The following is a 23404-nucleotide window of genomic DNA, read 5'->3' as shown; positions in this document are numbered from 1 at the left end:
ATCGCCGCGGTCAGACCTCTAGGGAAGCCAGATCGCCCTTGGTCTCCAGCCACGACTTGCGATCCGACGCCCGCTTCTTAGCCAGCAGCATGTCCATCAGGCCGCGCGTCTCCGGTTCGTCGTCCACGGTCAGCTGCACCAGGCGGCGCGTATCCGGGTGGATGGTGGACTCGCGCAGCTGGGACGGATTCATTTCGCCCAGGCCCTTGAAGCGGGTGACGTTGACCTGGCCGCGGATCTTCTCGCGCTCGATCTTCTCCAGCAGCAGGCGCTTCTCTTCCTCGTCCAGCGCGTAGAACACCTGCTTGCCCACGTCCACGCGGAACAAGGGCGGCATCGCCACGAAGACATGGCCCGCGCCCACGAGCGCCGGGAAGTGGCGCAGGAACAGCGCCGTCAGCAGCGTGGCGATGTGCAGGCCGTCGGAGTCGGCGTCGGCCAGGATCACCACCTTGCCGTAGCGCAGGCCGCCGATATCGTCCTTGCCGGGGTCGCAGCCGATGGCCACCGCCAGGTCGTGCACTTCCTGCGAGGCCAGCACGCTGCCGGACGCGACTTCCCACGTGTTGAGGATCTTGCCGCGCAGCGGCAGGATGGCCTGGAAATCCTTGTCGCGCGCCTGCTTGGCCGAACCGCCTGCCGAGTCGCCTTCCACCAGGAACAGTTCGGTGCGCGACAGGTCCTGGCTGATGCAGTCGGCCAGCTTGCCGGGCAGGGCGGGGCCCTGGGTGACCTTCTTGCGGACCACCTGCTTTTCGGTCTTCAGGCGCGCGCTGGCACGCTCGATGGCGATCTGCGCAATCTTCTCGCCCAGATCCACGTGCTGGTTGAGCCACAGGCTGAAGGCGTCGTGCGCCGCGCCTTCGATGAAGCCGGCCGCCTGTCGGGACGACAGCCGTTCCTTGGTCTGGCCGCTGAACTGCGGATCGGTCATCTTCAGCGACAGTACGAAGGTCACGCGGTCCCACACGTCTTCCGGCGCCAGCTTCACGCCGCGCGGCAACAGGTTGCGGAAATCGCAGAACTCGCGCAGCGCATCGGTCAGGCCGCTGCGCAGCCCGTTGACGTGCGTGCCGTGCTGGGCGGTGGGGATCAGGTTGACGTAGCTCTCCTGCACCAGTTCGCCTTCGGGCACCCAGGCCACAGCCCAGTCGACGACTTCGCTGTCCTTCTTCAGCTGGCCGACGAACAGCTCCGGCGGCAGCAGTTCGCGACCGGCCATTTCGCCGCGCAGGTAGTCGCGCAGGCCGTCCTCGTAATGCCAGCTGTCGCGCTCGCCCGTGGCCTCGTCGAACAGGGTGACGTTCAGGCCCGGGCAGAGCACGGCCTTGGCGCGCAGCAGATGCCGGAGTGCGCGCACGTTGAACTTCGGCGTATCGAAATACTTCGGGTCGGCCCAGAAGCGCACGCGGGTGCCGGTATTCTTCTTGCCGACGCTGCCGACCACTTCCAGCGGTGTGGCGCGGTCGCCGTTGCGGAAGGTGATGCGGTGTTCGCTGCCCTCGCGCTTGATGTGCACTTCCACCAGCGTGGACAGCGCATTGACCACGCTCACGCCCACGCCGTGCAAGCCACCGGAGAAGGTGTAGTTCTTGTTGCTGAACTTGCCGCCCGCGTGCAGGCGGGTGAGGATCAGTTCCACGCCGGGGATCTTCTCTTCCGGGTGGATGTCCACCGGCATGCCGCGGCCGTCGTCGCTGACTTCGCAGCTGCCGTCCTTGTACAGGGTGACCTCGATGCTGCCGGCGTGGCCGGCCAGGGCCTCGTCCACCGCGTTGTCGATGACTTCCTGCGCAAGGTGGTTGGGGCGCGCGGTGTCGGTGTACATGCCGGGACGGCGCTTGACCGGGTCAAGGCCGGAGAGGACTTCGATGTCGGCGGCGTTGTAGCGGCTGCTCATGGATGCTCGGTTTCTCGGTGCGACGGGCGGCGGCGGGGCGCCGCAGTGAACAGGAACGGGTGGACAGTCCACCGCAGGGGTGTCGCAGGGCGCGCGACGCGCTGCGTTCCCCGCCGGGACGGGCCCGGATCGGGCGGCAGTGTGCGGCCAGCCGGGCTTTTTTGCCATGTTCAGTCGAGGGCGGGGCGGCCGGCGCTAGGCTTGCGGCGTGGACAGGGATGCCCTTGGAACGCCGTCCGGCGCCCCCAGATTCCCGTCACCCATGAGGAGTACCGCCATGAAGTCCCGCAACCTGTTGCTGCTCTCCGCCGCCGTCGCCGGCGCGCTGTTCGCGGTGCAGGCGTTCGCGCAGTCGCGCACCGCCGATGACGCCGGCAAGCCCAAGCAGGACCAGTCGCAGACCAGCGATCCTTCCGATCCCGAAGCCAAGGCCCGTCGCCGTGCCGCCAACGAGGCCGCCGCCAAGCAGCGAAAGGCCGCCGAGGGCCAGCAGAAGAAGGCCGGCGAAGAGGAAGAAGAGCGCAAGCCCTGATCCGTGCCGGTCGCCTGGAAGCCTTGCGGTGCAGGGGTTTCCGGTGATCGGAGTGCTGCCAGACGCCCCGCTTCGGCGGGGCGTCGCGCTTCCGGGAAACGCGGGTTGCCTGTAGACTATGGCTTTCCGGAGCCCCGCCCATGACTCCCCTGATTTTCGTTACCGGCGGCGTTGTGTCCTCGCTAGGCAAGGGCATCGCCGCCGCTTCGCTTGCGTCCATTCTCGAAGCACGTGGCCTGAAGGTCACGATGATGAAGCTGGACCCGTACATCAACGTCGACCCGGGCACCATGAGCCCGTTCCAGCACGGTGAGGTGTACGTCACCGACGACGGCGCCGAGACCGACCTGGACCTGGGCCACTACGAGCGCTTCGTGCGCACGCGCCTGAGCCGCAAGAACTCGGTCACCACCGGCCGGATCTACGAGAACGTGATCCGCAAGGAGCGTCGCGGCGACTACCTGGGCGCCACCGTGCAGGTGATCCCGCACATCACCGACGAGATCCGCCGCTGCATCGACGAGGCCACCGCAGGCTTCGACGTGGCGCTGGTGGAGATCGGCGGTACCGTCGGCGACATCGAATCGCTGCCGTTCCTGGAGGCGATCCGCCAGATCCGCACCGAGCGCGGCCCCGAGAAGGCGCTGTTCATGCACCTGACGCTGGTGCCGTACGTCGCTGCCGCGGGCGAGCTGAAGACCAAGCCGACGCAGCATTCGGTGAAGGAACTGCGCTCGATCGGCATCCAGCCCGACGTGCTGCTGTGCCGCTCCGAGCAGCCCATCCCGGATTCCGAGCGCCGCAAGATCTCGCTGTTCACCAACGTCCCCGAGCGCGCGGTCATCAGCGTGCCGGACGTGGACGTGCTGTACCGCATCCCGATGGGCCTGCACGGCCAGGGCCTGGACGAGATCGTGCTGCGCCAGTTCCGCATCGAGAACGCGCAGGCGGCCGATCTGTCCGAGTGGGAAGCGGCGGTCGACGCCACGCTCAACCCGCTGGACGAAGTGACCATCGCCGTCGTGGGCAAGTACGTCGACCACCAGGACGCCTACAAGTCCGTCGGCGAAGCGCTCAAGCACGGCGGCCTGCGCCAGCGCACGCGCGTCAACCTCAAGTGGATCGAGGCGCAGGACCTGGAAGGCACCGACATGGCGCTGCTGCAGGGCGTGGACGGCGTGCTGGTGCCGGGCGGCTTCGGCGATCGCGGCTTCGAGGGCAAGGTGCTGACCTCGCGCTTCGCCCGCGAGCAGAAGCTGCCGTACTTCGGCATCTGCTATGGCATGCAGGCGGCGGTCGTCGATTACGCGCGCCATGTCGCCGGCCTGGAGAACGCCAACAGTACCGAGAACGACAAGCAGTCGCCGCATCCGGTGATCGGCCTGATCACCGAATGGCGTACCGCTACCGGTGATGTGGAGAAGCGCGACGAGCGTTCCGACCTGGGCGGCACCATGCGCCTGGGCCTGCAGGAGCAGCGCCTCAAGCCGGGCACGCTGGCGCGCGATCTTTACGGCAAGGACGTGGTGGCGGAACGTCATCGCCATCGGTACGAGTTCAACAACCGCTATCGCACGCAACTGGAAGACGCCGGTCTGGTCATTTCGGCCAAGTCGATGGACGACCTGCTGGTGGAGATGGTGGAGCTGCCACGCGCCGTGCATCCGTGGTTCCTGGCGTGCCAGGCGCATCCGGAGTTCCTGTCCACGCCGCGCGACGGCCATCCGCTGTTCGTCGGCTTCATCCGCGCCGCGCGCGAGAAGAAGGCGGGCGGCAAGCTGCTGAAGGAAGCGCGCGCTTGAGTAGTGTTTCCTTCTCCCTGTGGGAGAAGGTGCCCCGAAGGGGCAGATGAGGGTCCGGCGGAATCCAGTATGTTCCCGCCATCCGTATTCCGCCGTACCCTCACCCCAACCCCTCTCCCGGTGGGAGAGGGGCTCTGACCAAAGGTGAAGCAATGAAGCTTTGTGGATTCGACGTCGGCCTTGACCGGCCCCTGTTCCTGATTGCCGGCCCGTGCGTGATCGAATCGATGCAGTTGCAGATCGATGTCGCCGGCCGCCTGAAGGAAATCACCGGCAAGCTGGGGATGAATTTCATCTTCAAGTCGAGCTTCGACAAGGCCAACCGCACCTCCGGCACCAGCTTCCGCGGCCCCGGCATGGAAGAGGGTCTGAAGGTGCTGGACGCGGTGAAGAAGCAGGTGGGCGTGCCCGTGCTGACCGACGTCCACGAATACACGCCGATGGACGAGGTCGCGGCCGTCGTGGACGTGCTGCAGACGCCGGCGTTCCTCGTGCGCCAGACCGACTTCATCAGGAAGGTCTGCGCCGCCGGCAAGCCGGTCAACATCAAGAAGGGCCAGTTCCTATCGCCGTGGGACATGAAGCCGGTGGTCGAGAAGGCCAAGTCCACCGGCAACCAGGACATCATGGTCTGCGAGCGCGGTGCCTCGTTCGGCTACAACAACCTGGTCAGCGACATGCGCTCGCTGAGCGTGATGCGCGATACCGGGTGCCCGGTGGTATTCGATGCGACCCATTCGGTGCAGTTGCCGGGCGGGCAGGGCACCAGTTCCGGCGGCCAGCGCGAGTTCGTGCCGGTGCTGGCGCGTGCGGCGGTCGCGGTGGGTGTGTCAGGCCTGTTCGCCGAGACGCATCCTGATCCTGCCAAGGCGTTGTCCGATGGCCCGAACGCGTGGCCGCTGGACAAGATGGAAGCGCTGCTGGAAACGCTGCTGGCGCTGGACGGCATCACCAAGAAGAACGGTTTCCTCGAATCCACTCTCTGAGCTGAGCACACGACACGATGACCCAGATCGCCAAGATCCACGCCCGCGAAATCCTCGATTCCCGCGGCAATCCCACCCTCGAAGCCGAGGTCACGCTGGAAGACGGTTCCTTCGGTCGCGCGATGGTGCCGTCCGGCGCCTCGACCGGCACCAAGGAAGCCGTGGAGCTGCGCGACGGCGACAAGACCCGTTACCTGGGCAAGGGCGTGCGCAAGGCGGTGGAGAACGTCAACGGCCCCATCGCGAACGCGCTGCACGCATTCGATGCCACCGACCAGGAAGGCCTGGACCGCCGCCTGATCGACCTGGACGGCACCGAGAACAAGGGGCGTCTGGGCGCCAATGCGCTGCTCGGTGTGTCGATGGCCAACGCGCATGCGGTGGCCGCGTCGAAGAAGATCCCGCTGTGGCAGCACCTAGCCACCGGCGATGTCACCCTGCCGGTGCCGATGATGAACATCATCAACGGCGGCGCGCACGCCGACAACAACGTGGATTTCCAGGAGTTCATGGTGCTGCCGGTCGGCTTCGACTCGTTCGCCGAGTCGCTGCGCGCCGGTACCGAGATCTTCCACTCGCTGAAGTCGGTGCTGAAGGGCCACGGCCTGAGCACGGCGGTGGGCGACGAGGGCGGTTTCGCCCCGGACTTCCGCAGCAACGTCGAGGCGCTGGACACCATCCTGGAAGCGATCGGCAAGGCCGGCTACACCGCCGGCGAGGACGTGCTGCTGGGCCTGGACGTGGCCTCCAGCGAGTTCTTCGACAACGGCAAGTACCACCTGGTCGGCGAGAACAAGCGCCTGACCAGCGAGCAGTTCGTCGACTTCCTGGCCGACTGGGCCGCGCAGTACCCGATCATCACCATCGAGGACGGTCTGGCCGAGGACGACTGGGCCGGCTGGAAGCTGCTGACCGACCGGATCGGCAAGAAGGTGCAGCTGGTCGGCGACGACCTGTTCGTCACCAATCCGAAGATCTTCAAGGAAGGCATCGAGTCCGGCACCGCCAACGCGATCCTGATCAAGGTCAACCAGATCGGCACGCTGACCGAGACGCTGGAAGCCATCGCCATGGCCCACCACGCGAACTACGCGGCGGTCGTCTCGCACCGCTCGGGCGAGACGGAAGACACCACCATCGCCGATATCGCGGTCGCGACCACCGCCACGCAGATCAAGACCGGCTCGCTGTGCCGCAGCGACCGCGTGGCCAAGTACAACCAGCTGCTGCGCATCGAAGAGGCGCTGGGCGGCAAGGCGCGCTATGCCGGCCGCAACGCCTTCGTGTCGCTGAAGAAGTAATCCATGCGCAAGGCGCCCTGGCTCCTGCTGGTGCTCGTGCTGCTGCTGGGATGGCTGCAGTACAAGTTCTGGTTCGGCGTCGGCAGTTCGGGCCAGGTCGTCGCGCTGGAACAGCAGGTCGCGGCGCAGAAGCGCGAGAACGCGGGCCTGCAGGAGCGCAACGACGCCCTCGCCGCCGAAGTCGAGGACCTCAAGTCCGGCGAGTCGGCGGTGGAGGAGCGCGCGCGCAGCGAGCTGGGCATGATCAAGCCCGGCGAGAAGTTCTACCGCGTGGTCGAATCCGTTGCGCCCGTGCCGCCGCCGGAGGGTGGCACCGACGGAAGCGGCGATAACGTCGTGGATCGCGTTCCCTGATGGCCCGTTTGTGGGCCGTCGTGCCGGCGGCGGGACGCGGCACGCGCTTCGGCGGCGAGCTTCCCAAGCAGTATCTCGTTGTCGATGGCGCGCCGCTGATCGCGCACACGCTGGCCGCACTGTTCGCGCACGAGGCGGTGGAAGGCGCGGTGGTACCCGTGTCGGAGCACGATGCGGACTGGCCGCGCTGGACCGAATTCGCCGGCAAGCCCGTGCGCGCCTGCGTTGGCGGCGCGAGCCGCGCCGCGTCGGTGCTGGCGGGCCTGCACGCGTTGCCCGACGACGTGCGCGCGGACGACTTCGTGCTGGTACACGATGCGGCGCGTCCCAACCTGTCGCTGTCCGACCTGTCGCAACTGCTGGAACGCGGCCGCAGCGACCCGGTCGGCGCGATCCTGGCCGCACCGGTACGCGACACGTTGAAGAGGGCCGGCGACGACGGCGGCATCGATGCCACCGAATCGCGCGAGCGGCTGTGGCGCGCCTTCACTCCGCAGCTGTTCCGACGGCTGCAGTTGACCCGCGCGCTGGAGGCCGCCCTGGCCGACGGCATCGAGGTCACCGACGAAGCGATGGCGATGGAGCGCCAGGGGCTGCGTCCGCTGCTGGTCGAGGGCGCGGAAAGCAACTTCAAGATCACCACGCCGGCGGATCTGGCGCGGTTCGAGTTCGAACTGTCGCGCCGGTTGCGCAGCTAGTCGCATGATAGACGTTGCCAGGCACGCGCCGGCGCGGGTCATCCGGTGTTTCAGGTGGGCGCTGCTGGCGCCCCCCGATCAGTACCTGGTGCGCCGATCCCTGCTCAATTTCGTGTTGTCCGTCTCGGTGTCGCTCGCAATGGTGGCGGTCGCGGTGGGAATCGGTCGACTGGCCGGTGTATTCGAACATCCGCCTGGAACGAGTGGAGCCGAGGCCTCGCTTCATTTCTTCGTGGGTGCGGTGCTGGTTGCTCCTGTGATCGAGACTTGGCTATTGAGCCTGACGCTCTGGCTTCTAGTCCGCTTTGAATGGTCGATCCTCACGACGGCTTCGTTGGCAGGCCTGGTGTGGGGCGGATTCCATGCGCTCGTCGCGCCATTCTGGTTCTTCGGTACCTTCTTCGGATTCTTCGTCTACAGTTGCTGTTATCTGGTCTGGCGACCGCGGTCCTACCGCCATGCATTCCTGGCCGCCGCCCTGCCACATGGCTTCCAGAACCTCTCCGTAGTCGCTCTTGTCGCTCTTCCGACTTGACGTCGTCCATATAGTTTTCGATATCGAGGTCTTGCCCGTGACATTTCCCTCCATCCGCATCGGCCAGGGTTTCGACGTGCACGCGTTCGGCGATGGCGACCACGTCATGCTCGGTGGCGTGCGCGTGCCGCACGCGCGCGGCGTGGTGGCTCACAGCGATGGCGATGTCGTGTTGCACGCGCTGTGCGACGCCGTGCTCGGTGCGCTGGCATTCGGCGACATCGGCAGGCATTTCCCGCCGTCGGACGATCGCTGGAAGGGGGCGGACAGCCGTGCGTTCGTCCGTCACTGCCACGCCTTGATCGCCGAACGTGGCTGGCGGGTCGGCAATGTCGACGTCACCGTGATCTGCGAGCGGCCGAAGGTCGGCCCGCATGCCGACGCGATGCGCGCCTGCGTGGCCGACGATCTGGGCATCGAGGTCGATGCGGTCAGCATCAAGGCCACCACCACCGAAACGCTGGGCTTCACCGGGCGCGGCGAAGGTATTGCCGCGCAGGCCGTGGTGCTGCTGGTGAAGGCGTGAGCGACGGCCTGCCGCGCGCCTTCGGTGCGCCGGTGCTGTCGGCGCGCATCCGCAGTACGCCGGAGGACTTCTTCGTCGAGGAACTGGCAGGCTTCGAGCCCTCCGGCGAAGGCGAGCATCTGCTCCTCACCGTCGAGAAGCGCGGCATGAACACGGCGTTCGCCGCCAAGCGCATCGCCGCGTGGGCCGGCATCGCCGAGATGGGCGTGGGCTATGCGGGGCTGAAGGATCGCCATGCGGTGACCCGGCAGCGTTTCAGCGTGCACCTGCCGCGCAAGGTGGCGCCGGACCTTGCGGCATTGGAGTCCGACGAACTCAAGGTGGTGGCGTCGACCTGGCATTCGCGCAAGCTGCCGCGCGGGGCACTGGCCGGCAACCGGTTCGAGCTGGTGCTGCGCGACGTGGCGGGCGATGCCGAGGCGATCGAGGCGCGGCTGCGCGAGATCGCGGCGCACGGTCTGCCCAACTGGTTCGGTGAGCAGCGCTTCGGCCGCGACGGCGGCAACGTGGCGGCGGCGCTGTCGATGTTCGCCGGCCGGCGCGTCAGGCGCGAGCAGCGTTCGCTGCTGATCTCCGCGGCGCGCTCGGAGTTGTTCAACCGCGTGCTGGCGGCACGGCTGGCGGACGGCAGCTGGAACCGCGGACTGGAAGGCGAAGTCTGGATGCTGGCGGGCAGCCGCAGCGTGTTCGGGCCCGAGCCATGGAGCGATTCGTTGGCGCAGCGGCTGGGCGACTTCGACATCCATCCCACCGGGCCCCTGTGGGGCACCGGCGAACTGCGGACGCAGGCGGATGCGCGCGACCGCGAGACGGCGGCGTTGCAGGACGAGGACGCGGTGGTGCTGCGTGCAGGGCTGGAACTGGAGGGCCTGCGTCAGGAGCGCCGCGCCTTGCGTCTGGTTCCGCAGGCGCTGGCATGGTCGTGGCCCTCGGCCGACGCCCTGCGCCTGACGTTCGCGTTGCCGCCGGGTAGCTATGCCACGGCCGTGCTGCACGAACTGGGCCCGGTGACGGATGCGTCGCAGGGCGACGACCGTCCGTCGGCACGCGACTGAAGGCACTGGAAGCACCGCAGCGCAGGCGTATAAGCGCACTCAGGCACGCCACGCGTCAGCGTCGTCGCGGCGTCGCGTCGCCGGACCGTCTTCCCCTGTGCCGGAGACATCGCCATGAACGCCGTGATTCGAACTGCCTTCGCCGTATCCGCCTGTGCCCTGCTGGCGGCCTGCGCCACTGCCCGCGACAACGCATCGTCATCTCCGCCCGAACAGCGGCCCCTCACCGCCGAGCAGCAGTACATCGCCTACGTGGAACGGATCGCCAAGCGGCGCGGCATCCAGCTGACCTGGGTCAATCCGCCGCGGATCGAGCAAAAGAAGGCCGCGCCGCAGTAACGGCGTGGCGCCGGCCGACGGCGCGCTCAGCGGTGGGCGAGCAGCACCAGCACCGCCCCGGTGCCGCCCTGCGTGGGCGGTGCCGAGTGGAAGCCCATCACGTCGGACCGCTGGCGCAGTATCCGGTCGACCAGATTCTTCAGCACGGGCGCGTCGCTGTCCGAACGCTGGCCCTTGCCGTGGATCACGCGCACGCAGCCGTGGTCGTGCGCATGCGCCTCGGCAAGGAAGCGGCGCAACAGGCTTTCCGCCTGCAGCGCGGTGGCGCCGTGGAGGTCCAGTTCGTCCTGCACCGAGAACTGGCCGCGCTTGAGGCGATGGAAGGCACGCGTCGACAACGCCTCCCTGCGGTAGCTCAGGACATCGTCGGCCGCATGCGGATCCAGTGCGGCCAGGCCACGCTGGAATTCGCTCAATGCATCGTCTTCGTCGCGCTCTGCCATCCGCGCCGCAGGCTTCGGTGGCGCCTTGCGTGGCGGAAGTGGCGTCTCCTGCAGGCGGCGAACGGCGCCGATCGCATCGCGGAACAGTGCGGCGTCATCATCGTCGGGGGGCGTGGAACCGGCCATGCCGTCAGCGTAGCGGCATCGCGACGTGACGCAAGCGCGGGAAGCATCGGCAAGGTTCCGGTATCATGGGCCCGTCCCCGAGGAAACCCATGCGCGTACTGGTCAGCAACGACGACGGCGTCGACGCCCCCGGCATCCGAATCCTGGCAGAGGGCCTGCGTAGCGCGGGCCATGAGGTGTACGTGGTCGCCCCCGATCGCGACCGTTCGGGTGCCAGCAATTCACTGACGCTCGACCTGCCGATCCGGCTGAAGCGCATCGACCACTACACCTGCAGCATCGCCGGCACGCCGACCGACTGCGTGCACCTGGCGTTGACCGGCATGCTGGAGTTCGAGCCGGATATCGTGGTGTCGGGCATCAACAACACCGCCAACCTGGGCGACGACGTCATCTACTCCGGCACCGTGTCGGCCGCGATGGAGGGTCGCTTCCTGGGCCTGCCGGCCGTGGCCATGTCGCTGGCCACCAAGAACCACGACGCGAAGCACTACGAGACCGCCGCGCGAGCGGCCGTGGAGATCGTGGCGCGCCTGAAGGCCGATCCGCTGCCGGCGGACACCATCCTCAACGTCAATGTTCCCGACCTCGCCTGGGCCGATGTGCGGGGGTTCGAGGTCACGCGCCTGGGCAACCGCCACCGTTCCGAACCGTGCGTGCCGCAGCCGGATCCGCGTGGCCACACCGTGTACTGGATCGGGCCGGCCGGTCGCGAACAGGACGCGGGCCCCGGTACCGATTTCCATGCCGTGCGCACCGGCCACATCTCGATCACGCCGATCCATGTCGACCTGACGCGATATCAGGCGCTGGAGAAAGTGGCCGGCTGGGTGGATGGCCTGACGGCCGCGCTCGAGGATCCGGCATGACGCCACGGTTGCGGCTGCAGCCCGAAGCGGTGGGCGTGGGCATGACCTCGCAGCGCGTACGCGACCGCCTGGTCGAGCGTCTGCGCGAGGCCGGTATCGCCGACGAGCGCGTGCTCAACGCCATCCGCACCTTGCCCCGCCACCTGTTCGTCGACGAGGCGCTGGCCACGCGTGCGTACGAGGACACCGCGCTGCCGATCGGCCACAGCCAGACCATCTCGCAGCCATGGGTGGTGGCGCGGATGACCGAGGTGCTGCTGGAGACGGCACCGAAGAAGGTGCTGGAGATCGGCACCGGTTCCGGTTACCAGGCGGCGGTGCTGGCCGTGCTGGGGCTGGAGGTCTACACCGTCGAGCGCATCGGCGACCTGCTGCGGCAGGCGCGCAAGCGGCTGCGGCAGATGGGGTTCAACGTGCGCAGCAAGCACGACGACGGCCGCATCGGCTGGGTCGAACACGGTCCCTACGACGCCATCATCGTGACCGCCGCCGCGCCCGCGCTGGTGCCGGTGCTGATCGATCAGCTCGCCGTCGGCGGGCAACTCGTGGCGCCGGTCGGCGGCAGCGGCTCGCAGTCGCTGGTGCGACTGGTGAAGCGCGCCGACGGCAGCGTCGAGGAAACCACGCTGGCGCCGGTGGTGTTCGTGCCGTTGCTGTCCGGCACGCTGGATTGAGCACGTGACGACACCCGATCCTCGCCATGGACTTCCCGGCGACACTTCATCGCTCGGCGAACAGTTGGCCGCCATCATCGAACGGCTGCCGCCTGACTCGCTGAGCCTGGGCGAACTGCTGGATGTCTTCAGCGACGAGGGCCTGCTGCTGCTCACCATCCTGCTGACGCTGGTGTTCCTGATTCCTGTGTCGATTCCCGGCGTCAGCACGGTGTTCGGCGCGGCCATCCTGCTGGTCGGCATCAGTCGCCTGGTCAACCGCCCCTTGTGGTTGCCGCAGCGGATCAAGCACAAGGCCTTGCCGGCCGATCGCCTGCGGCCGGGCCTCACCTCGGGCCTGGTGTGGGTGCGCCGCATGGAGAAGATCAGCCGTCCACGCCGGCTGCGGGTCTTCGTCGACGGGCCGGGGCAGGGCGTCATCAACAATCTGGCCTTCATCCTCGCCGCGCTGCTGCTGATGGCGCCGTTCGGATTCGTGCCATTCAGCAACACCCTGCCAGCCTTGGCCTTGCTGCTGTATGCCATCGGCTTCATCCAGCGCGACGGCGGCGCCATCCTGCTCGGCCACGTGGCCAACATCGGCACGATCGTCTATTTCAGCGTGCTGATCGGGGGCGGTGGCGTGGCCGCACGCGAACTGTTCCAGCGACTGACCGGCTGAGCCTTGCGGCTCCCGCCTTGTAAGGAAACGACCGAACGCATGACCACGACGCTACGCTCCGGCCACCGCATCACGCACGCCCTCCTGATCGGCATCGCCGTGGCGGTGCTCGGCGCCTGTTCCACGACGGTGGTGCGCGAGCCTTCGGCCCCGTCGTCCACGCGCAAGCCGTCGCAGGCCAAGCCGGGTGCCACGGTGCGCGTGCAGCGTGGCGACACCCTGTACGGCATCGCGTTCCGCAACGGCATCGACGTCAACGACCTGGCGCGCTGGAACAACCTGGGTGCGCCCTACACGATCTATCCCGGCCAGTCGCTCAACCTGTTCCCGGGCGGCGGCAGCCGGCCTCCGACCACGACCGGCGCTGCCGCATCCAACCGGCCCGCGACCGGCACGGCCACGCGGCCGGTACCGCCTCCGGCCCCCGTCACCCGTCCCGCCGCAACACCGGCGCCGGCCAGCAGCGGATTCGCCTGGCGGTGGCCTGCCGACGGGCATCTGATCGGTCGCTTCGTGGCCGGCGACGCCACCAAGCAGGGCGTCGACATCGCAGGCAGCAGCGGCCAGGCAGTGCGCGCGGCGGCCGATGGCGTGGTGGTCTATTCCGGTGCCGGCCTGGTGGGCTACGGCGAACTGATCATCATCAAGCACAGCGAAGCCTGGCTGTCCGCCTACGGACACAACCGCAAGCGCCTGGTGAACGAAGGCCAGAGCATCAAGGCCGGCCAGCAGATCGCGGAGATGGGCCGCAGCGGTGCCTCGCGCGACATGCTGCACTTCGAGATCCGCCACAACGGCAAGCCGGTGGATCCGCTGCAGTACCTGCCGCCGCGGTGAGTGCCGTGCCCGTGTTCCCGTCCTCATGGCGGACGCCGGTCGCCGCCGTCCTGCTGCTGATCGCGGCGCTGGTATTGGTGGCCTGCCAGCGCCCACGGCCCGCGACGGCGCCGTCGACGATCGACGTGGTGACCCTCAACCTCTGGCACGACAAGCAGGACTGGCCGCACCGGCAGGAGATGATCGTCGCCGAGCTGAAGGCGCGGTCGCCGCAGGTGATCGTGCTGCAGGAAGTGCTGCAGGACGCCGCCTTGCCCAACCAGGCCCAGGTGCTGGCCTCGCGACTGGGCTACCAGTACCGCTTCTTCTCGGCCGATGCGCCGGACCAGGTCCGCCGCTACGGCAATGCGATCCTGGTGAAGGGCGGGATCGAAGAGTCCCGCGAAGTGAAGCTGGCGCCGCTCGACGATTACCGCAACGCGGGCTGGGTGCGCGCCACGGTCGATGGCCGCCCGTTGAACGTCTACGTGACCCATCTGCACTACAAGCCGGAGGGCAGCGCGATCCGGGCCGAGCAGGTCGCCGGCGTGCTCGCGCTGATCGACGACACGTCGGGTGGTGCGCCCTCGATCGTCGGTGGCGATTTCAATACGCGCTCGGACACCGCGGAACTGGCCCCGTTGCGCGCGCGATTCATCGAGGCCTACGAACAGGCGCACGTGGGCGAGGATGCCAATACGCCGGCGCACACCACGCTCAATACGCACCTAGGCCACGCGCCGGTCCGCATCGACCACGTGTTCGCGCAGCGCGACGCGTTTCACGTGGCCGACGCCGACATCATCCTCGACCAGGCCGATGCGATGGGTGCCTGGCCCTCCGATCACTACGGCGTGTGGGTGCGGTTGGTGCGCGCTGCCGACTGATCGGTGGTGCCCGTGCACAGCGAGGTGCCGCGACTGTGATCGGTTCCCCAGGTGCGATGTCCCGCCGTGTCGATATGGATCCGTGTCGGCGTGTAGAAACCCAATCCCATCGCCAGCGACGGTCCCCGGGTGCGCCAGAACGCGCACAGGGCATCCACGCGGGTGTCGTCGGCCAGGTCGAAGTCCAGCGCTGCGTTGAGCAGGTGGCGGCTGCGGGTGCTTCCGCCCGAACAGCGATTCACGTCCGCCGACCGGTAACCGGATCGCGCCCCGCTGCCGTCGACGATCCCCATGGCCTGCAACTGCGCCACCACGCGCAGGGTCGGCACGATGGCGGTGGCGCGATCCGTGGGTGGCAGCAGGAATTCCGGCGCCCCGCAGGCCTGCCAGCGACGACTCGACCGCAGCAGTGCGGGCATGGGGACGACGTCACCGACGCCTGCATCGGCCAGGAGGCGCGCGTACTCGCCGAGGCCCTGCGCATCCGCGCTTTCCCGCCATGCCGCGTAACGCCGGTCGGCATCCGGGGCGGGAGGGGTGCAGGCCGCGACCGCTCCGACGACCAACAGCAGCAGGGCGCGACGCATCGCCGCGCCGGGGTCAGCGGGGAGCCAGCAGGAAACCGGCCACGACCTTGCGCGATTCCCCGGCCAGCACGTTGAAGGTGCGGGCGGCGGCGGCGTTGGTCATCACTTCCAGGCCCACGCCCTGGCGCAGGCAGGCCGCCATCACGGCGGCGGGCGGGAACACCTGGCGGTCGCCGGTTCCCAGCAGGATCACCTCCGGCTGCAACGCGAGCAGGGGCGCCAGGTCCTCCGGTGACAGCGCAGCGCTGTCGCGCGCGGGCCAGTCTTCGATCAGTCGCTGCGGCGACAGGATGAAGCTGGCCGACAGCGTGCGATCATTGACGCGCGCCATGCTGCCGTCGGCGGACCGCAGGGCGAAGGCGTAGTCGGGCAGTTCGTGGCTCAGTTGCATGGCAGGCGGACCGCGTGCCGGGATCAGCCGCGCGGCAGCACGATGTGCCGGCGTTCCTTGCTGGGGCGGTACAGAACAGCGGTATGGCCGATGCGCTGCACGAGGGCGGCGTCGGCCTTGTCGGCGAGTTCGCCGATCATGGCGTCGCGGGCCTCGCGGTCTTCGCCGACGACCTTCACCTTGACCAGTTCGTGCTGCTCCAGCACGGCGTCCAGCTCGGCCAGGAAGGCCGGGGTGACGCCCTTGTTGCCGATCTGCAGCAGTGCCTTCAGGTCATGGGCCTGGCCGCGCAGGAAACGGGTCTGGGCAGCGGTCAGGGCAACAGGCATGCGGCACGGTACGGGTCTGGAAGGGCGATCAGGGTATCATGACGACCCCCACGAACGGCTCCGGCGGCTCCCGTCGCAGCGTGCCCGGAGACCCCGCCGCCATGGCCACCCGCAGCAAGAGCAGCCAGCGCTGGCTGAAGGAACACTTCTCCGATCCCTACGTGAAAAAGGCCCAGGCCGAGGGCCTGCGCTCGCGTGCGGCCTACAAGCTGGAGGAGCTGCTGGAACGCGACCGCCTGCTCAAGCCGGGCATGGTGGTGGTCGACCTGGGCGCCGCGCCGGGCGGCTGGTCCCAGTTCGTGCGCCAGGCGATGGGGGACAGCGGCCGTGTGGTCGCCATGGACATCCTGGACATGCCGCCGCTGGCCGGCGTGGACTTCCTTCATGGGGATTTCAGGGAAGACAGCGTCCTATCTCGACTGGAGGCCATGCTGGACGGTGCACGGGTGGACCTTGTGCTGTCCGATATGGCCCCCAATAAGAGTGGTGTGGATGCGGTGGACCAGCCGCGGATGATGCATCTGGCGGAACTGGCGATGGAATTCGCCGATGTCCACCTGAAACCGGGCGGGGCCTTCCTGATCAAGCTGTTCCAGGGCGCCGGCTCGGACGACTACATCCGCGAGCTTCGCCGCCGCTATGACAAGGTGGCGATCCGCAAGCCGGACGCGTCCCGCAAGCGCTCGCCCGAGGTCTACGCCCTGGGACAAGGCAAGCGGATCCAAATCAAGTAAGGTCACGTAACGTGCGCAAGCGCAAAGAGGAACACCGGAGCCGATGAGGATGAACGACCTGACCAAGAATCTGCTGCTGTGGGTAGTCGTCGCCGTCGTGCTGATGGTCGTCTTCCAGAGCTTTTCGCCGAAGGGCGCCAGCACCGCCGCGATGACCGGCGGCACCACGTATTCCGACTTCCTCGACCAGGTGGACAGCGGCAACGTGCAGCGCGTCGATTTCGGTGGCGACGCCCGCGGCGGCGTCAGCGAGATCACGTACACCCTGCGCAACGGCGACAGCAAGACCATCAATGCGCCGTTCGACCGCGACCTGATCAACGACCTGCGCCTGAAGAAGGTCGAGATCACCCAGAAGGATCCGCCCAGCGGCATCAGCCTGACGGCCATCCTGCTGAACTTCCTGCCGGTGTTGCTGATCATCGGCTTCTGGATCTTCATCATGCGCCAGATGCAGGGCGGTGGCGGCGGTGCCAAGGGCGCGATGTCCTTCGGCAAGTCGCGCGCCAAGCTGCAGGGCGAGGACCAGGTGAAGGTCACCTTCGCTGACGTCGCCGGTTGCGACGAGGCCAAGGAAGAAGTGGGCGAACTGGTCGAGTTCCTGCGCGATCCGGGCAAGTTCCAGAAGCTCGGCGGCAAGATCCCGCGCGGCGTGCTGATGGTCGGCCAGCCCGGCACCGGCAAGACGCTGCTGGCCAAGGCCATCGCCGGCGAGGCCAAGGTGCCGTTCTTCAGCATCTCCGGTTCGGACTTCGTCGAGATGTTCGTCGGCGTGGGCGCCAGCCGCGTGCGCGACATGTTCGAGCAGGCCAAGAAGCATGCGCCCTGCATCATCTTCATCGACGAGATCGACGCCGTCGGCCGCCATCGCGGTGCCGGCCTGGGCGGCGGCCACGACGAGCGCGAGCAGACCCTGAACCAGCTGCTGGTGGAAATGGATGGCTTCGAGGGCGGCGAAGGCGTCATCGTGATCGCCGCGACCAACCGTCCCGACGTGCTGGATCCGGCCCTGCTGCGTCCGGGCCGTTTCGACCGCCAGGTCGTCGTGGGTCTGCCGGACGTGAAGGGCCGCGAGCAGATCCTGCGCGTGCACATGCGCAAGCTGCCGCTGGCCGACGACGTGGTGCCGATGGTCATCGCGCGCGGTACGCCTGGTTTCAGCGGTGCCGACCTGGCCAACCTCTGCAACGAAGCGGCGCTGTTCGCCGCCCGCGAGAGCGCGAAGGAAGTCCGCATGGACCACTTCGACCGTGCACGCGACAAGATCCTGATGGGCGCGGAGCGCCGTTCGATGGCGATGAGCGAGGACGAGAAGACGCTCACCGCCTACCACGAGGCTGGCCATGCGATCGTCGGCCGCCTCGTGCCGGAGCACGACCCGGTCTACAAGGTCACCATCATCCCGCGCGGCCGCGCGCTCGGCGTGACCATGTACCTGCCGGAAGGCGACAAGTACTCGCTCAACCGCGTGGCCATCGAATCGCAGCTGTGCTCGCTGTATGGCGGCCGGGTGGCCGAGGAATTGATCTTCGGCGCGGACAAGGTCACCACCGGCGCGTCCAACGACATCGAGCGTGCCACCAAGATGGCCCGCAACATGGTCACCAAGTGGGGCCTGAGTGACGAGATGGGGCCGATCGCCTATGGCGAGGAAGAGGACGAGGTCTTCCTCGGCCGGTCGGTCACCCAGCACAAGAACGTGTCCAACGAGACCGCGCGCAAGATCGATGAAGTCGTGCGCATCATCCTGGACCGTGCCTACGCGCGGACCAAGACGATCCTGACGGAGAACCTGGACAAGCTGCACACGATGTCCAACCTGCTGCTGCAGTACGAGACCATCGATGCGCCCCAGATCGACGCCATCATGGAAGGCCGCGATCCGCCGCCGCCGGTGGGCTGGGGCAAGAGCGGCAAGGACGACGACAAGCCTGAATCGCGCCCGCTGCCGCCGATCGGTGGACCCGCCGAGCAGACCTGAGTGCGTTGCCAGCACGATGACGAAAGGCCAGACTGATGTCTGGCCTTTTTTCTTTGCACGGGATTCCATGGCAGGCGACGACAAGCGCGCGAAACATCCGATGCTGCCGGTCGGTATCGGGGCAGGCATCGCGATCGGTGTGGCGGTCGGGGCGGCGATGGGCAATATCGGTGTGGGCATCGCGATCGGTGTTGCGCTGGGCGTCGCGTTCGGCGTCGGGTCGGGCGCGGTCTCCCGCGATGAACGCCGGAAGGGCGGGAAGTGATGTTCGATACCACCCCAGTGCTGGAGTGCGGCGGTCGCGTGTTGACGCTGGATCGCCCGCGGGTCATGGGCATCGTCAACGTCACGCCGGATTCCTTCTCCGACGGCGGGTTGCACGACACGGCGGAGGCCGCCATCGCGCATGCGCTGTCGCTGGTGGAGCAGGGTGCCGACCTGCTCGATATCGGCGGTGAATCGACGCGGCCGGGCGCCGGCGCCGTAGCGCTCGACGAGGAACTGCGCCGCGTCATCCCCGTGATCGAACGACTCGTCGCGCACGTGCAGGTGCCGATCAGCATCGACACCTCCAAGCCCGAGGTGATGCGCGCCGCGGTCGGGGCCGGCGCGGGGATGATCAACGACGTCTACGGACTACGGCGCGACGGTGCGCTGGAAACGGCGGCGGCGCTCGGCGTGCCCGTCGTCATCATGCACATGCAGGGCGAGCCGCATTCGATGCAGTCCGCGCCCGACTACGACGATGTCGTCGGCGAGGTCCATCGCTTCCTCGCCGAGCGCATCTTCGCGGCCGAGATGGCCGGCATTCCGAAAAAACGCCTCGTCGTCGACCCGGGCTTCGGCTTCGGCAAGGACACCGCGCACAATCTGCAGCTGCTCGCGCAACTGGAGCGCTTCGGCGAGCTCGGCGTGCCGGTGCTGGCCGGGCTGTCGCGCAAGCGCAGCATCGGCCAGATCACCGGCCGCGAGGTGCCGGCGGAACGCATGGCCGGATCGGTCGCCGCGCACCTGATCGCCACGCAGCGCGGCGCCGCCATCGTGCGCGTGCATGACGTGGCCGCCACTGTGGACGCACTGAAGGTCTGGAATGCGGTGGCCGCGATCCCCGCGCCGCGCACGCCGGCGGCCGCCCCGACGATCCGCTGGCCCGACGACGACTGACTCCGGCAGCGCGTGGTGTCCGGCGCGTCGGCAGCGACGTCGACCCCGGGTGCCCATGTCATGCGCACCGCGGGATCGGACACGTGACGCGTCAGCGCAGCTGCCCGCCGGGCCTGCGAACGGGCGTCGGCAGGCGGGCCGGCTGCACGTCTCGCAACCAGGCGGACGTCAATGCCGCGCCCGTCTCGCCAGGCGTGGCGACCGCACCTGCCGTCGGCGTCGCCGCGGAGCGGTTCGGAAGGAGGGGCTGCGAGCCGTTGACCCGGATCGGATCGGCCGCGTTCTGCTGCTTCCAGTGCCGCAGCAACAGTCGCAGCGCCTCGGGGGGCGCGGTGGACGGCGCCGCGCCGGCCTGGTTGCGGGCGTTCTCGCCATGGCATCCGGTGCAGGTGCGGATCTCGCCGGGCTGCATCGTCACCCACAGGCGCTCGCGCACCACCGGCACGCCGGCCGCGTCCGTGCTCTGCCAGGTCAGTGCGCGGCTGGCGGGAACGAAGGCCGCGGTCGAGCCGTCGGCCGCGATGCGCACGCTGCCGCTGGGGCCACCCGCGTTGGCCGGGTTCGCGGCCACCGACATCGGCTGGGCGATCGGACGGCGCCCGCGCTGGTAGATGGAGCCGTTGTTGTAGGCGCGGATCATGTTGGCCTGCAGGATCTGGTAGTGCGACACCTCGTAGATCCTGCCGCTGCCGCCGAGCGTCTGCACGCCGCCGGGCACGCGCAGGTTGTAAGGCTGCTGCCTGTCGTCGCGGTCGCGTGCGGTCTGGTTGCGGGTGACGATCAGCGCAAGCTGGTTCGCTTTCAGCCATGCGCGGAAGGCGGCTTCGTTGACCTGCTCGCTGGCGAATACCGACTGTTCGGGCGACGCCATCGGCGTGGTCGTCACCGGCGGGCGCGATCGCGCCACGACTTCCACCGGCTCGATTTCCCACAGCGCACCGCTGTAGCTGCGCTGGGTGTCGGGATCCCACCACGTCAGGTTCTTGCTGATGCCCGGCGTCAGCGCGGGGCCGGCCACCAGCAGGCCATTGGCATTCGTCTGCAGCTGGTGCAGGCGCAGCGACACGCCCGCCTGGAAGACCGGACTGCTGGTGTAGCTGGCCACCATGTGGCCGCTGCTCATCGGCAGCGGGTTGCGGAAGCGGCCTCCGGCGAGGTTGCCGCTGCTGTCGGCCGGTGGCGAAGCATCGAGGATCTCCATCTGCTCGGCATTGAGCGAGGGCGCGCCGGTGATGCGGACGATCTGGTTGGTGCCGCCGGTGGAGAATTCGCGCGTGTAGATGGCGTAGTAGCTGCCGGCGACGGTCGGGTCCTCGCGCAGCTGGAACAGCCCGCCGTCCATGCGGATGTATTTCCTGTTGGCGATCAGTGCCGTGTTGGAATAGTCCGACAGCGCGCTGTCGCCGGCGAAGGATCTGGGCAGATAGCCGAACGAGAGCTCCTGCCGGCCGATATGGTTGAGCGTCAGTTCCTCGGTGCCGTCCTGGTTCATCTGCCACGGTGTGAACAGGTTGTACGTGAAGCCGTTGACCTGGCCGTACGGACTGCTCATGCCGGTGCGCGATTCGGGGAAGGTTTCCGGCTGCAGGCCGATGCCGGCCGCGCCGGGGGCTTCGCTGGCGACATCGTAGGCACCGTAGCCGCCCGCATCGGCCTGCTGGTCGCGCTGCAGGTGGTCCCAGCGGATGAAGACCACTCGGCCGTAGCGGTCGATGCTGGGCGAGAACGCACCGCTCGGCGCATGGTTGAGCAGGCGCACCTGTCCGGTCGGCGGATCGAGCTGCCAGATGCCGGTGATCGTCGGCGTGCTTTCGTATTCGTCCAGTTGAGGGTACAGGTGCGCTTCGCCGCCGCGCGGACGATCCGAGGTGAACAGGATGCGGTCCTGGCTGTCGTAAAGCGGCGACACGTTGTTGTAGTCCGCCGGCTGGTTCGCGACCTTGGTGATGACGGCGGTCTGGCCCTGTCCCAGGCCGGTGATCTCGTACAGCTGCCACTTCGCGGTGGGATGCACGTAACGCTGCGGCGGCCCGCCGACCACCATGCTGAAGATGGCCTTGGTGCCGTTCCAGTGAACGGCGGGCTCGCGCACCGCGATCGCGTTGGCGCCCTGCTGGCCGTCCATGCCGAAACCGGCTTCCCGGGTCAGGTTGCGCAGCGTGCCGTCGGGGTAACGGATCATCAGGTCGCCGCCGCGCGGCAGGGCCAGCATGCTCGGCAGGTGATTGGCGAACGTCGACATGCGGCTGGCGAACGGATCGCCCGCCATCGGCACCTGGGTGACGAACAGGATGGGATTGGGCACGGCGGTGGTGGGGACGGCCGCCGCCATCACGCGCGCCGGCTGCGCCACAGGCGAGGGCGATGACGCGGATGCCGGGATCGCGGTGGAGGCGCCGGAGGCGGGTGTCTCCGCGCCGCAGGCGGTGAGCAGGACGGACAGTGCGAACAGGGCCAGCAGGTGCTGGCGCGGGAACAGGAAAGACACAGGCATCCGGTCGACTCGCGCAAGGAAGGAACGCCGTCCGTTGCGCGGACAAGGGACGCGTACGCGGCGTACGCGCATCGGTCTTGTCGCTGGCATCCCCCTGTGGACGCCGCCCGACTGTACACGAGCGGTGCGCGTGCGCGCCGCTTCGCGTCGTCCAAGCATGACCGCCATCCCATAACGCCTCGGGCACGGGTGATGGCACGTTAAGCTTGGCGGCCGTCAACGCCCCACGCTCCGCATGTCGCTCGACGCACGTCCCCTCGCCATCGCCATCATGGGCCCGACCGCGTCGGGCAAGACGGCGTTCGCGCTGGAGGTGGCCGAGCGCTTCGGCGGCGACATCGTCAGCGTCGATTCGGCGCTGGTCTACCGCGGCCTGGACATCGGCGCGGCCAAACCCACGCGGGACGAACAGGCGCGCGTCCCTCACCACCTGCTCGACATGCGCGATCCCTGGCAAGCGTATTCCGCCGCCGAGTTCGCCCACGACGCGCGCCGTGCGATGGACGGCATCGCCGCTCGCGGCCGCCTGCCGGTGCTGGCGGGCGGCACCGGCCTCTACTTCCGGGCGCTGCTCGACGGACTCGCCGAGATGCCGGCCGCCGATGCCGCGCTGCGCGCCGACATCGCCGCGCAGGCACAGGACCGCGGGTGGCCCGCCCTGCATGCCGAACTGGCGCAGGTCGATCCCGTCGCCGCCGCACGCATCCACGCCACCGATCCGCAGCGCATCCAGCGCGCGCTGGAGGTGTTCCGACTGACCGGCACGCCGATCAGCCAATGGCAGCAGGAGGCACGCGGCGCGCGACTGCCGTACCGCGTGCTGAAGCTGGTGCTGGCGCCCGAGGACCGCACCGTGCTGCATGCGCGCATCGCGCGGCGCTTCGACCTGATGCTCGAGCAGGGCTTCCTCGACGAAGTCCGCCGCCTGCGCGCGCTGCCCGGCCTGCAGGCCGTGGCCGCGCCGCTCGACCTGCCGGCGGTGCGCGCGGTGGGCTATCGCCAGGCATGGGAATACCTGGACGGGCGGGGCGATGCCGCCGACTTCCGCGAGCGCGCCATCGCCGCCACCCGCCAGCTCGCCAAGCGCCAGCTCACCTGGCTGCGCGGCGAACTCGATGCGCGCTGGTTCGATCCGGCCACCGGGCGCGCCCGCCTGGACCGGGCACTGGCGCTGTTCTTGCCCGCATCGTGACCCGTTCGGCCCGCATTCGCCGGAATTG

Annotated in this window: 26 protein-coding genes; 20 read left to right on the top strand and 6 right to left on the bottom strand. The window is 68.3% G+C overall.

The window, feature by feature from the left end:
* Window positions 1–10: 10 nt before the first annotated feature.
* Entirely contained in the window at window positions 11–1900 is a 1890-nt protein-coding gene (gene parE / locus VGN58_RS06350) for a DNA topoisomerase IV subunit B (protein ID WP_327482462.1), read from the bottom strand.
* Between the two features lie 277 nt (window positions 1901–2177).
* Between parE and VGN58_RS06345 the strand changes: the two genes are divergently transcribed.
* The 10 genes from VGN58_RS06345 (at window position 2178) to VGN58_RS06300 (ending at window position 10028) form a co-directional block, all read left to right on the top strand.
* Complete coding sequence (locus VGN58_RS06345; RefSeq protein ID WP_327482461.1) at window positions 2178–2432, top strand: hypothetical protein; 255 nt, start codon at window positions 2178–2180, stop codon at window positions 2430–2432.
* 140 nt (window positions 2433–2572) lie between these two features.
* The gene (locus VGN58_RS06340; protein ID WP_327482460.1) at window positions 2573–4234 is read left to right on the top strand and encodes a CTP synthase; all 1662 of its coding nucleotides are present in this window, start codon (window positions 2573–2575) and stop codon (window positions 4232–4234) included.
* A gap of 152 nt (window positions 4235–4386) precedes the next feature.
* Window positions 4387–5220 carry a 3-deoxy-8-phosphooctulonate synthase gene (kdsA, locus tag VGN58_RS06335; protein ID WP_327482459.1) on the top strand — a complete coding sequence of 278 codons (834 nt, stop codon included), beginning with the start codon at window positions 4387–4389 and terminating at the stop codon, window positions 5218–5220.
* 17 nt (window positions 5221–5237) lie between these two features.
* A complete protein-coding gene (gene eno, locus VGN58_RS06330) occupies window positions 5238–6521 on the top strand; it encodes a phosphopyruvate hydratase (protein WP_327482458.1) in 1284 nt (427 codons plus the stop codon).
* A gap of 3 nt (window positions 6522–6524) precedes the next feature.
* Complete coding sequence (gene ftsB, locus VGN58_RS06325) at window positions 6525–6875, top strand: cell division protein FtsB (RefSeq protein ID WP_327482457.1); 351 nt, start codon at window positions 6525–6527, stop codon at window positions 6873–6875.
* Window positions 6875–7573, top strand: a complete 699-nt coding sequence (gene ispD, locus VGN58_RS06320; RefSeq protein WP_414710757.1) for a 2-C-methyl-D-erythritol 4-phosphate cytidylyltransferase — start codon at window positions 6875–6877, stop codon at window positions 7571–7573. Before ftsB ends, ispD begins: the two co-directional genes overlap by 1 nt.
* Window positions 7574–7577: 4 nt before the next feature.
* Complete coding sequence (locus VGN58_RS06315) at window positions 7578–8108, top strand: hypothetical protein (protein WP_327482456.1); 531 nt, start codon at window positions 7578–7580, stop codon at window positions 8106–8108.
* A gap of 37 nt (window positions 8109–8145) precedes the next feature.
* Window positions 8146–8634 (top strand): 2-C-methyl-D-erythritol 2,4-cyclodiphosphate synthase, encoded by a 489-nt coding sequence (ispF, locus tag VGN58_RS06310; RefSeq protein ID WP_327482455.1) that lies wholly within the window; start codon window positions 8146–8148, stop codon window positions 8632–8634.
* On the top strand, window positions 8631–9689 hold the full coding sequence (gene truD / locus VGN58_RS06305; RefSeq protein WP_327482454.1) for a tRNA pseudouridine(13) synthase TruD: 1059 nt from the start codon (window positions 8631–8633) through the stop codon (window positions 9687–9689). Before ispF ends, truD begins: the two co-directional genes overlap by 4 nt.
* Before the next feature lie 114 nt (window positions 9690–9803).
* A complete protein-coding gene (locus tag VGN58_RS06300; protein ID WP_327482453.1) occupies window positions 9804–10028 on the top strand; it encodes a hypothetical protein in 225 nt (74 codons plus the stop codon).
* A 26-nt stretch (window positions 10029–10054) separates the two neighbouring features.
* Here the strand turns inward: VGN58_RS06300 and VGN58_RS06295 are convergent, their stop codons facing one another.
* Window positions 10055–10597, bottom strand: a complete 543-nt coding sequence (locus VGN58_RS06295) for a Smr/MutS family protein (protein WP_327482452.1) — start codon at window positions 10595–10597, stop codon at window positions 10055–10057.
* 89 nt (window positions 10598–10686) lie between these two features.
* Here VGN58_RS06295 and surE point away from each other — a divergent pair, with 89 nt between their 5' ends.
* From surE to VGN58_RS06270, 5 genes are read left to right on the top strand one after another with little or no spacing between them, the layout of a single operon-like run.
* Window positions 10687–11466 carry a 5'/3'-nucleotidase SurE gene (surE, locus tag VGN58_RS06290; protein WP_327482451.1) on the top strand — a complete coding sequence of 260 codons (780 nt, stop codon included), beginning with the start codon at window positions 10687–10689 and terminating at the stop codon, window positions 11464–11466.
* Window positions 11463–12140, top strand: coding sequence for a protein-L-isoaspartate(D-aspartate) O-methyltransferase (locus tag VGN58_RS06285; protein ID WP_327482450.1), 678 nt, complete (start codon window positions 11463–11465; stop codon window positions 12138–12140). The genes surE and VGN58_RS06285 overlap by 4 nt, the downstream gene beginning before the upstream one ends.
* Before the next feature lie 4 nt (window positions 12141–12144).
* Window positions 12145–12801 carry an exopolysaccharide biosynthesis protein gene (locus VGN58_RS06280; RefSeq protein ID WP_327482449.1) on the top strand — a complete coding sequence of 219 codons (657 nt, stop codon included), beginning with the start codon at window positions 12145–12147 and terminating at the stop codon, window positions 12799–12801.
* A 39-nt stretch (window positions 12802–12840) separates the two neighbouring features.
* Window positions 12841–13638, top strand: a complete 798-nt coding sequence (locus VGN58_RS06275) for a peptidoglycan DD-metalloendopeptidase family protein (protein ID WP_327482448.1) — start codon at window positions 12841–12843, stop codon at window positions 13636–13638.
* Between the two features lie 5 nt (window positions 13639–13643).
* Window positions 13644–14504: an endonuclease/exonuclease/phosphatase family protein gene (locus VGN58_RS06270; RefSeq protein ID WP_327482447.1), complete on the top strand. Its 861-nt coding sequence runs from the start codon at window positions 13644–13646 to the stop codon at window positions 14502–14504.
* On the opposite strand, the gene VGN58_RS06265 is transcribed toward VGN58_RS06270, so the two are convergent.
* The 3 genes from VGN58_RS06265 to yhbY are packed head-to-tail and all read right to left on the bottom strand — an operon-like array spanning window position 14465 to window position 15811.
* Window positions 14465–15091, bottom strand: a complete 627-nt coding sequence (locus VGN58_RS06265; RefSeq protein ID WP_327482446.1) for a D-Ala-D-Ala carboxypeptidase family metallohydrolase — start codon at window positions 15089–15091, stop codon at window positions 14465–14467. The two genes, VGN58_RS06270 and VGN58_RS06265, sit on opposite strands and share 40 nt — an antisense overlap.
* Window positions 15092–15104: 13 nt before the next feature.
* Complete coding sequence (locus VGN58_RS06260; RefSeq protein ID WP_327482445.1) at window positions 15105–15482, bottom strand: Mth938-like domain-containing protein; 378 nt, start codon at window positions 15480–15482, stop codon at window positions 15105–15107.
* Window positions 15483–15505: 23 nt separating this feature from the next.
* Complete coding sequence (gene yhbY, locus VGN58_RS06255) at window positions 15506–15811, bottom strand: ribosome assembly RNA-binding protein YhbY (protein WP_327482444.1); 306 nt, start codon at window positions 15809–15811, stop codon at window positions 15506–15508.
* A 101-nt stretch (window positions 15812–15912) separates the two neighbouring features.
* Between yhbY and rlmE the strand changes: the two genes are divergently transcribed.
* The 4 genes from rlmE (at window position 15913) to folP (ending at window position 19690) form a co-directional block, all read left to right on the top strand.
* On the top strand, window positions 15913–16545 hold the full coding sequence (rlmE, locus tag VGN58_RS06250) for a 23S rRNA (uridine(2552)-2'-O)-methyltransferase RlmE (protein WP_327482443.1): 633 nt from the start codon (window positions 15913–15915) through the stop codon (window positions 16543–16545).
* Between the two features lie 49 nt (window positions 16546–16594).
* On the top strand, window positions 16595–18526 hold the full coding sequence (gene ftsH / locus VGN58_RS06245) for an ATP-dependent zinc metalloprotease FtsH (protein ID WP_327482442.1): 1932 nt from the start codon (window positions 16595–16597) through the stop codon (window positions 18524–18526).
* Window positions 18527–18593: 67 nt separating this feature from the next.
* Window positions 18594–18791, top strand: coding sequence for a hypothetical protein (locus tag VGN58_RS06240; protein ID WP_327482441.1), 198 nt, complete (start codon window positions 18594–18596; stop codon window positions 18789–18791).
* Window positions 18791–19690: a dihydropteroate synthase gene (gene folP / locus VGN58_RS06235; protein ID WP_327482440.1), complete on the top strand. Its 900-nt coding sequence runs from the start codon at window positions 18791–18793 to the stop codon at window positions 19688–19690. Before VGN58_RS06240 ends, folP begins: the two co-directional genes overlap by 1 nt.
* Window positions 19691–19781: 91 nt before the next feature.
* Here the strand turns inward: folP and VGN58_RS06230 are convergent, their stop codons facing one another.
* Window positions 19782–22184 (bottom strand): hypothetical protein, encoded by a 2403-nt coding sequence (locus tag VGN58_RS06230; RefSeq protein ID WP_327482439.1) that lies wholly within the window; start codon window positions 22182–22184, stop codon window positions 19782–19784.
* Window positions 22185–22419: 235 nt separating this feature from the next.
* On the opposite strand from VGN58_RS06230, the gene miaA reads away from it, so the two are divergent.
* Window positions 22420–23376: a tRNA (adenosine(37)-N6)-dimethylallyltransferase MiaA gene (gene miaA, locus VGN58_RS06225; RefSeq protein ID WP_327482438.1), complete on the top strand. Its 957-nt coding sequence runs from the start codon at window positions 22420–22422 to the stop codon at window positions 23374–23376.
* Window positions 23377–23404: the final 28 nt, after the last annotated feature.

Origin of the sequence: Pseudoxanthomonas sp. (assembly GCF_035999195.1) — a bacterium.
Classification (GTDB): Bacteria; Pseudomonadota; Gammaproteobacteria; order Xanthomonadales; family Xanthomonadaceae; genus Pseudoxanthomonas_A.
The sequence above is the reverse complement of the archived record's forward strand: the minus strand, read 5'-3'. Positions and strand labels throughout refer to the sequence as shown.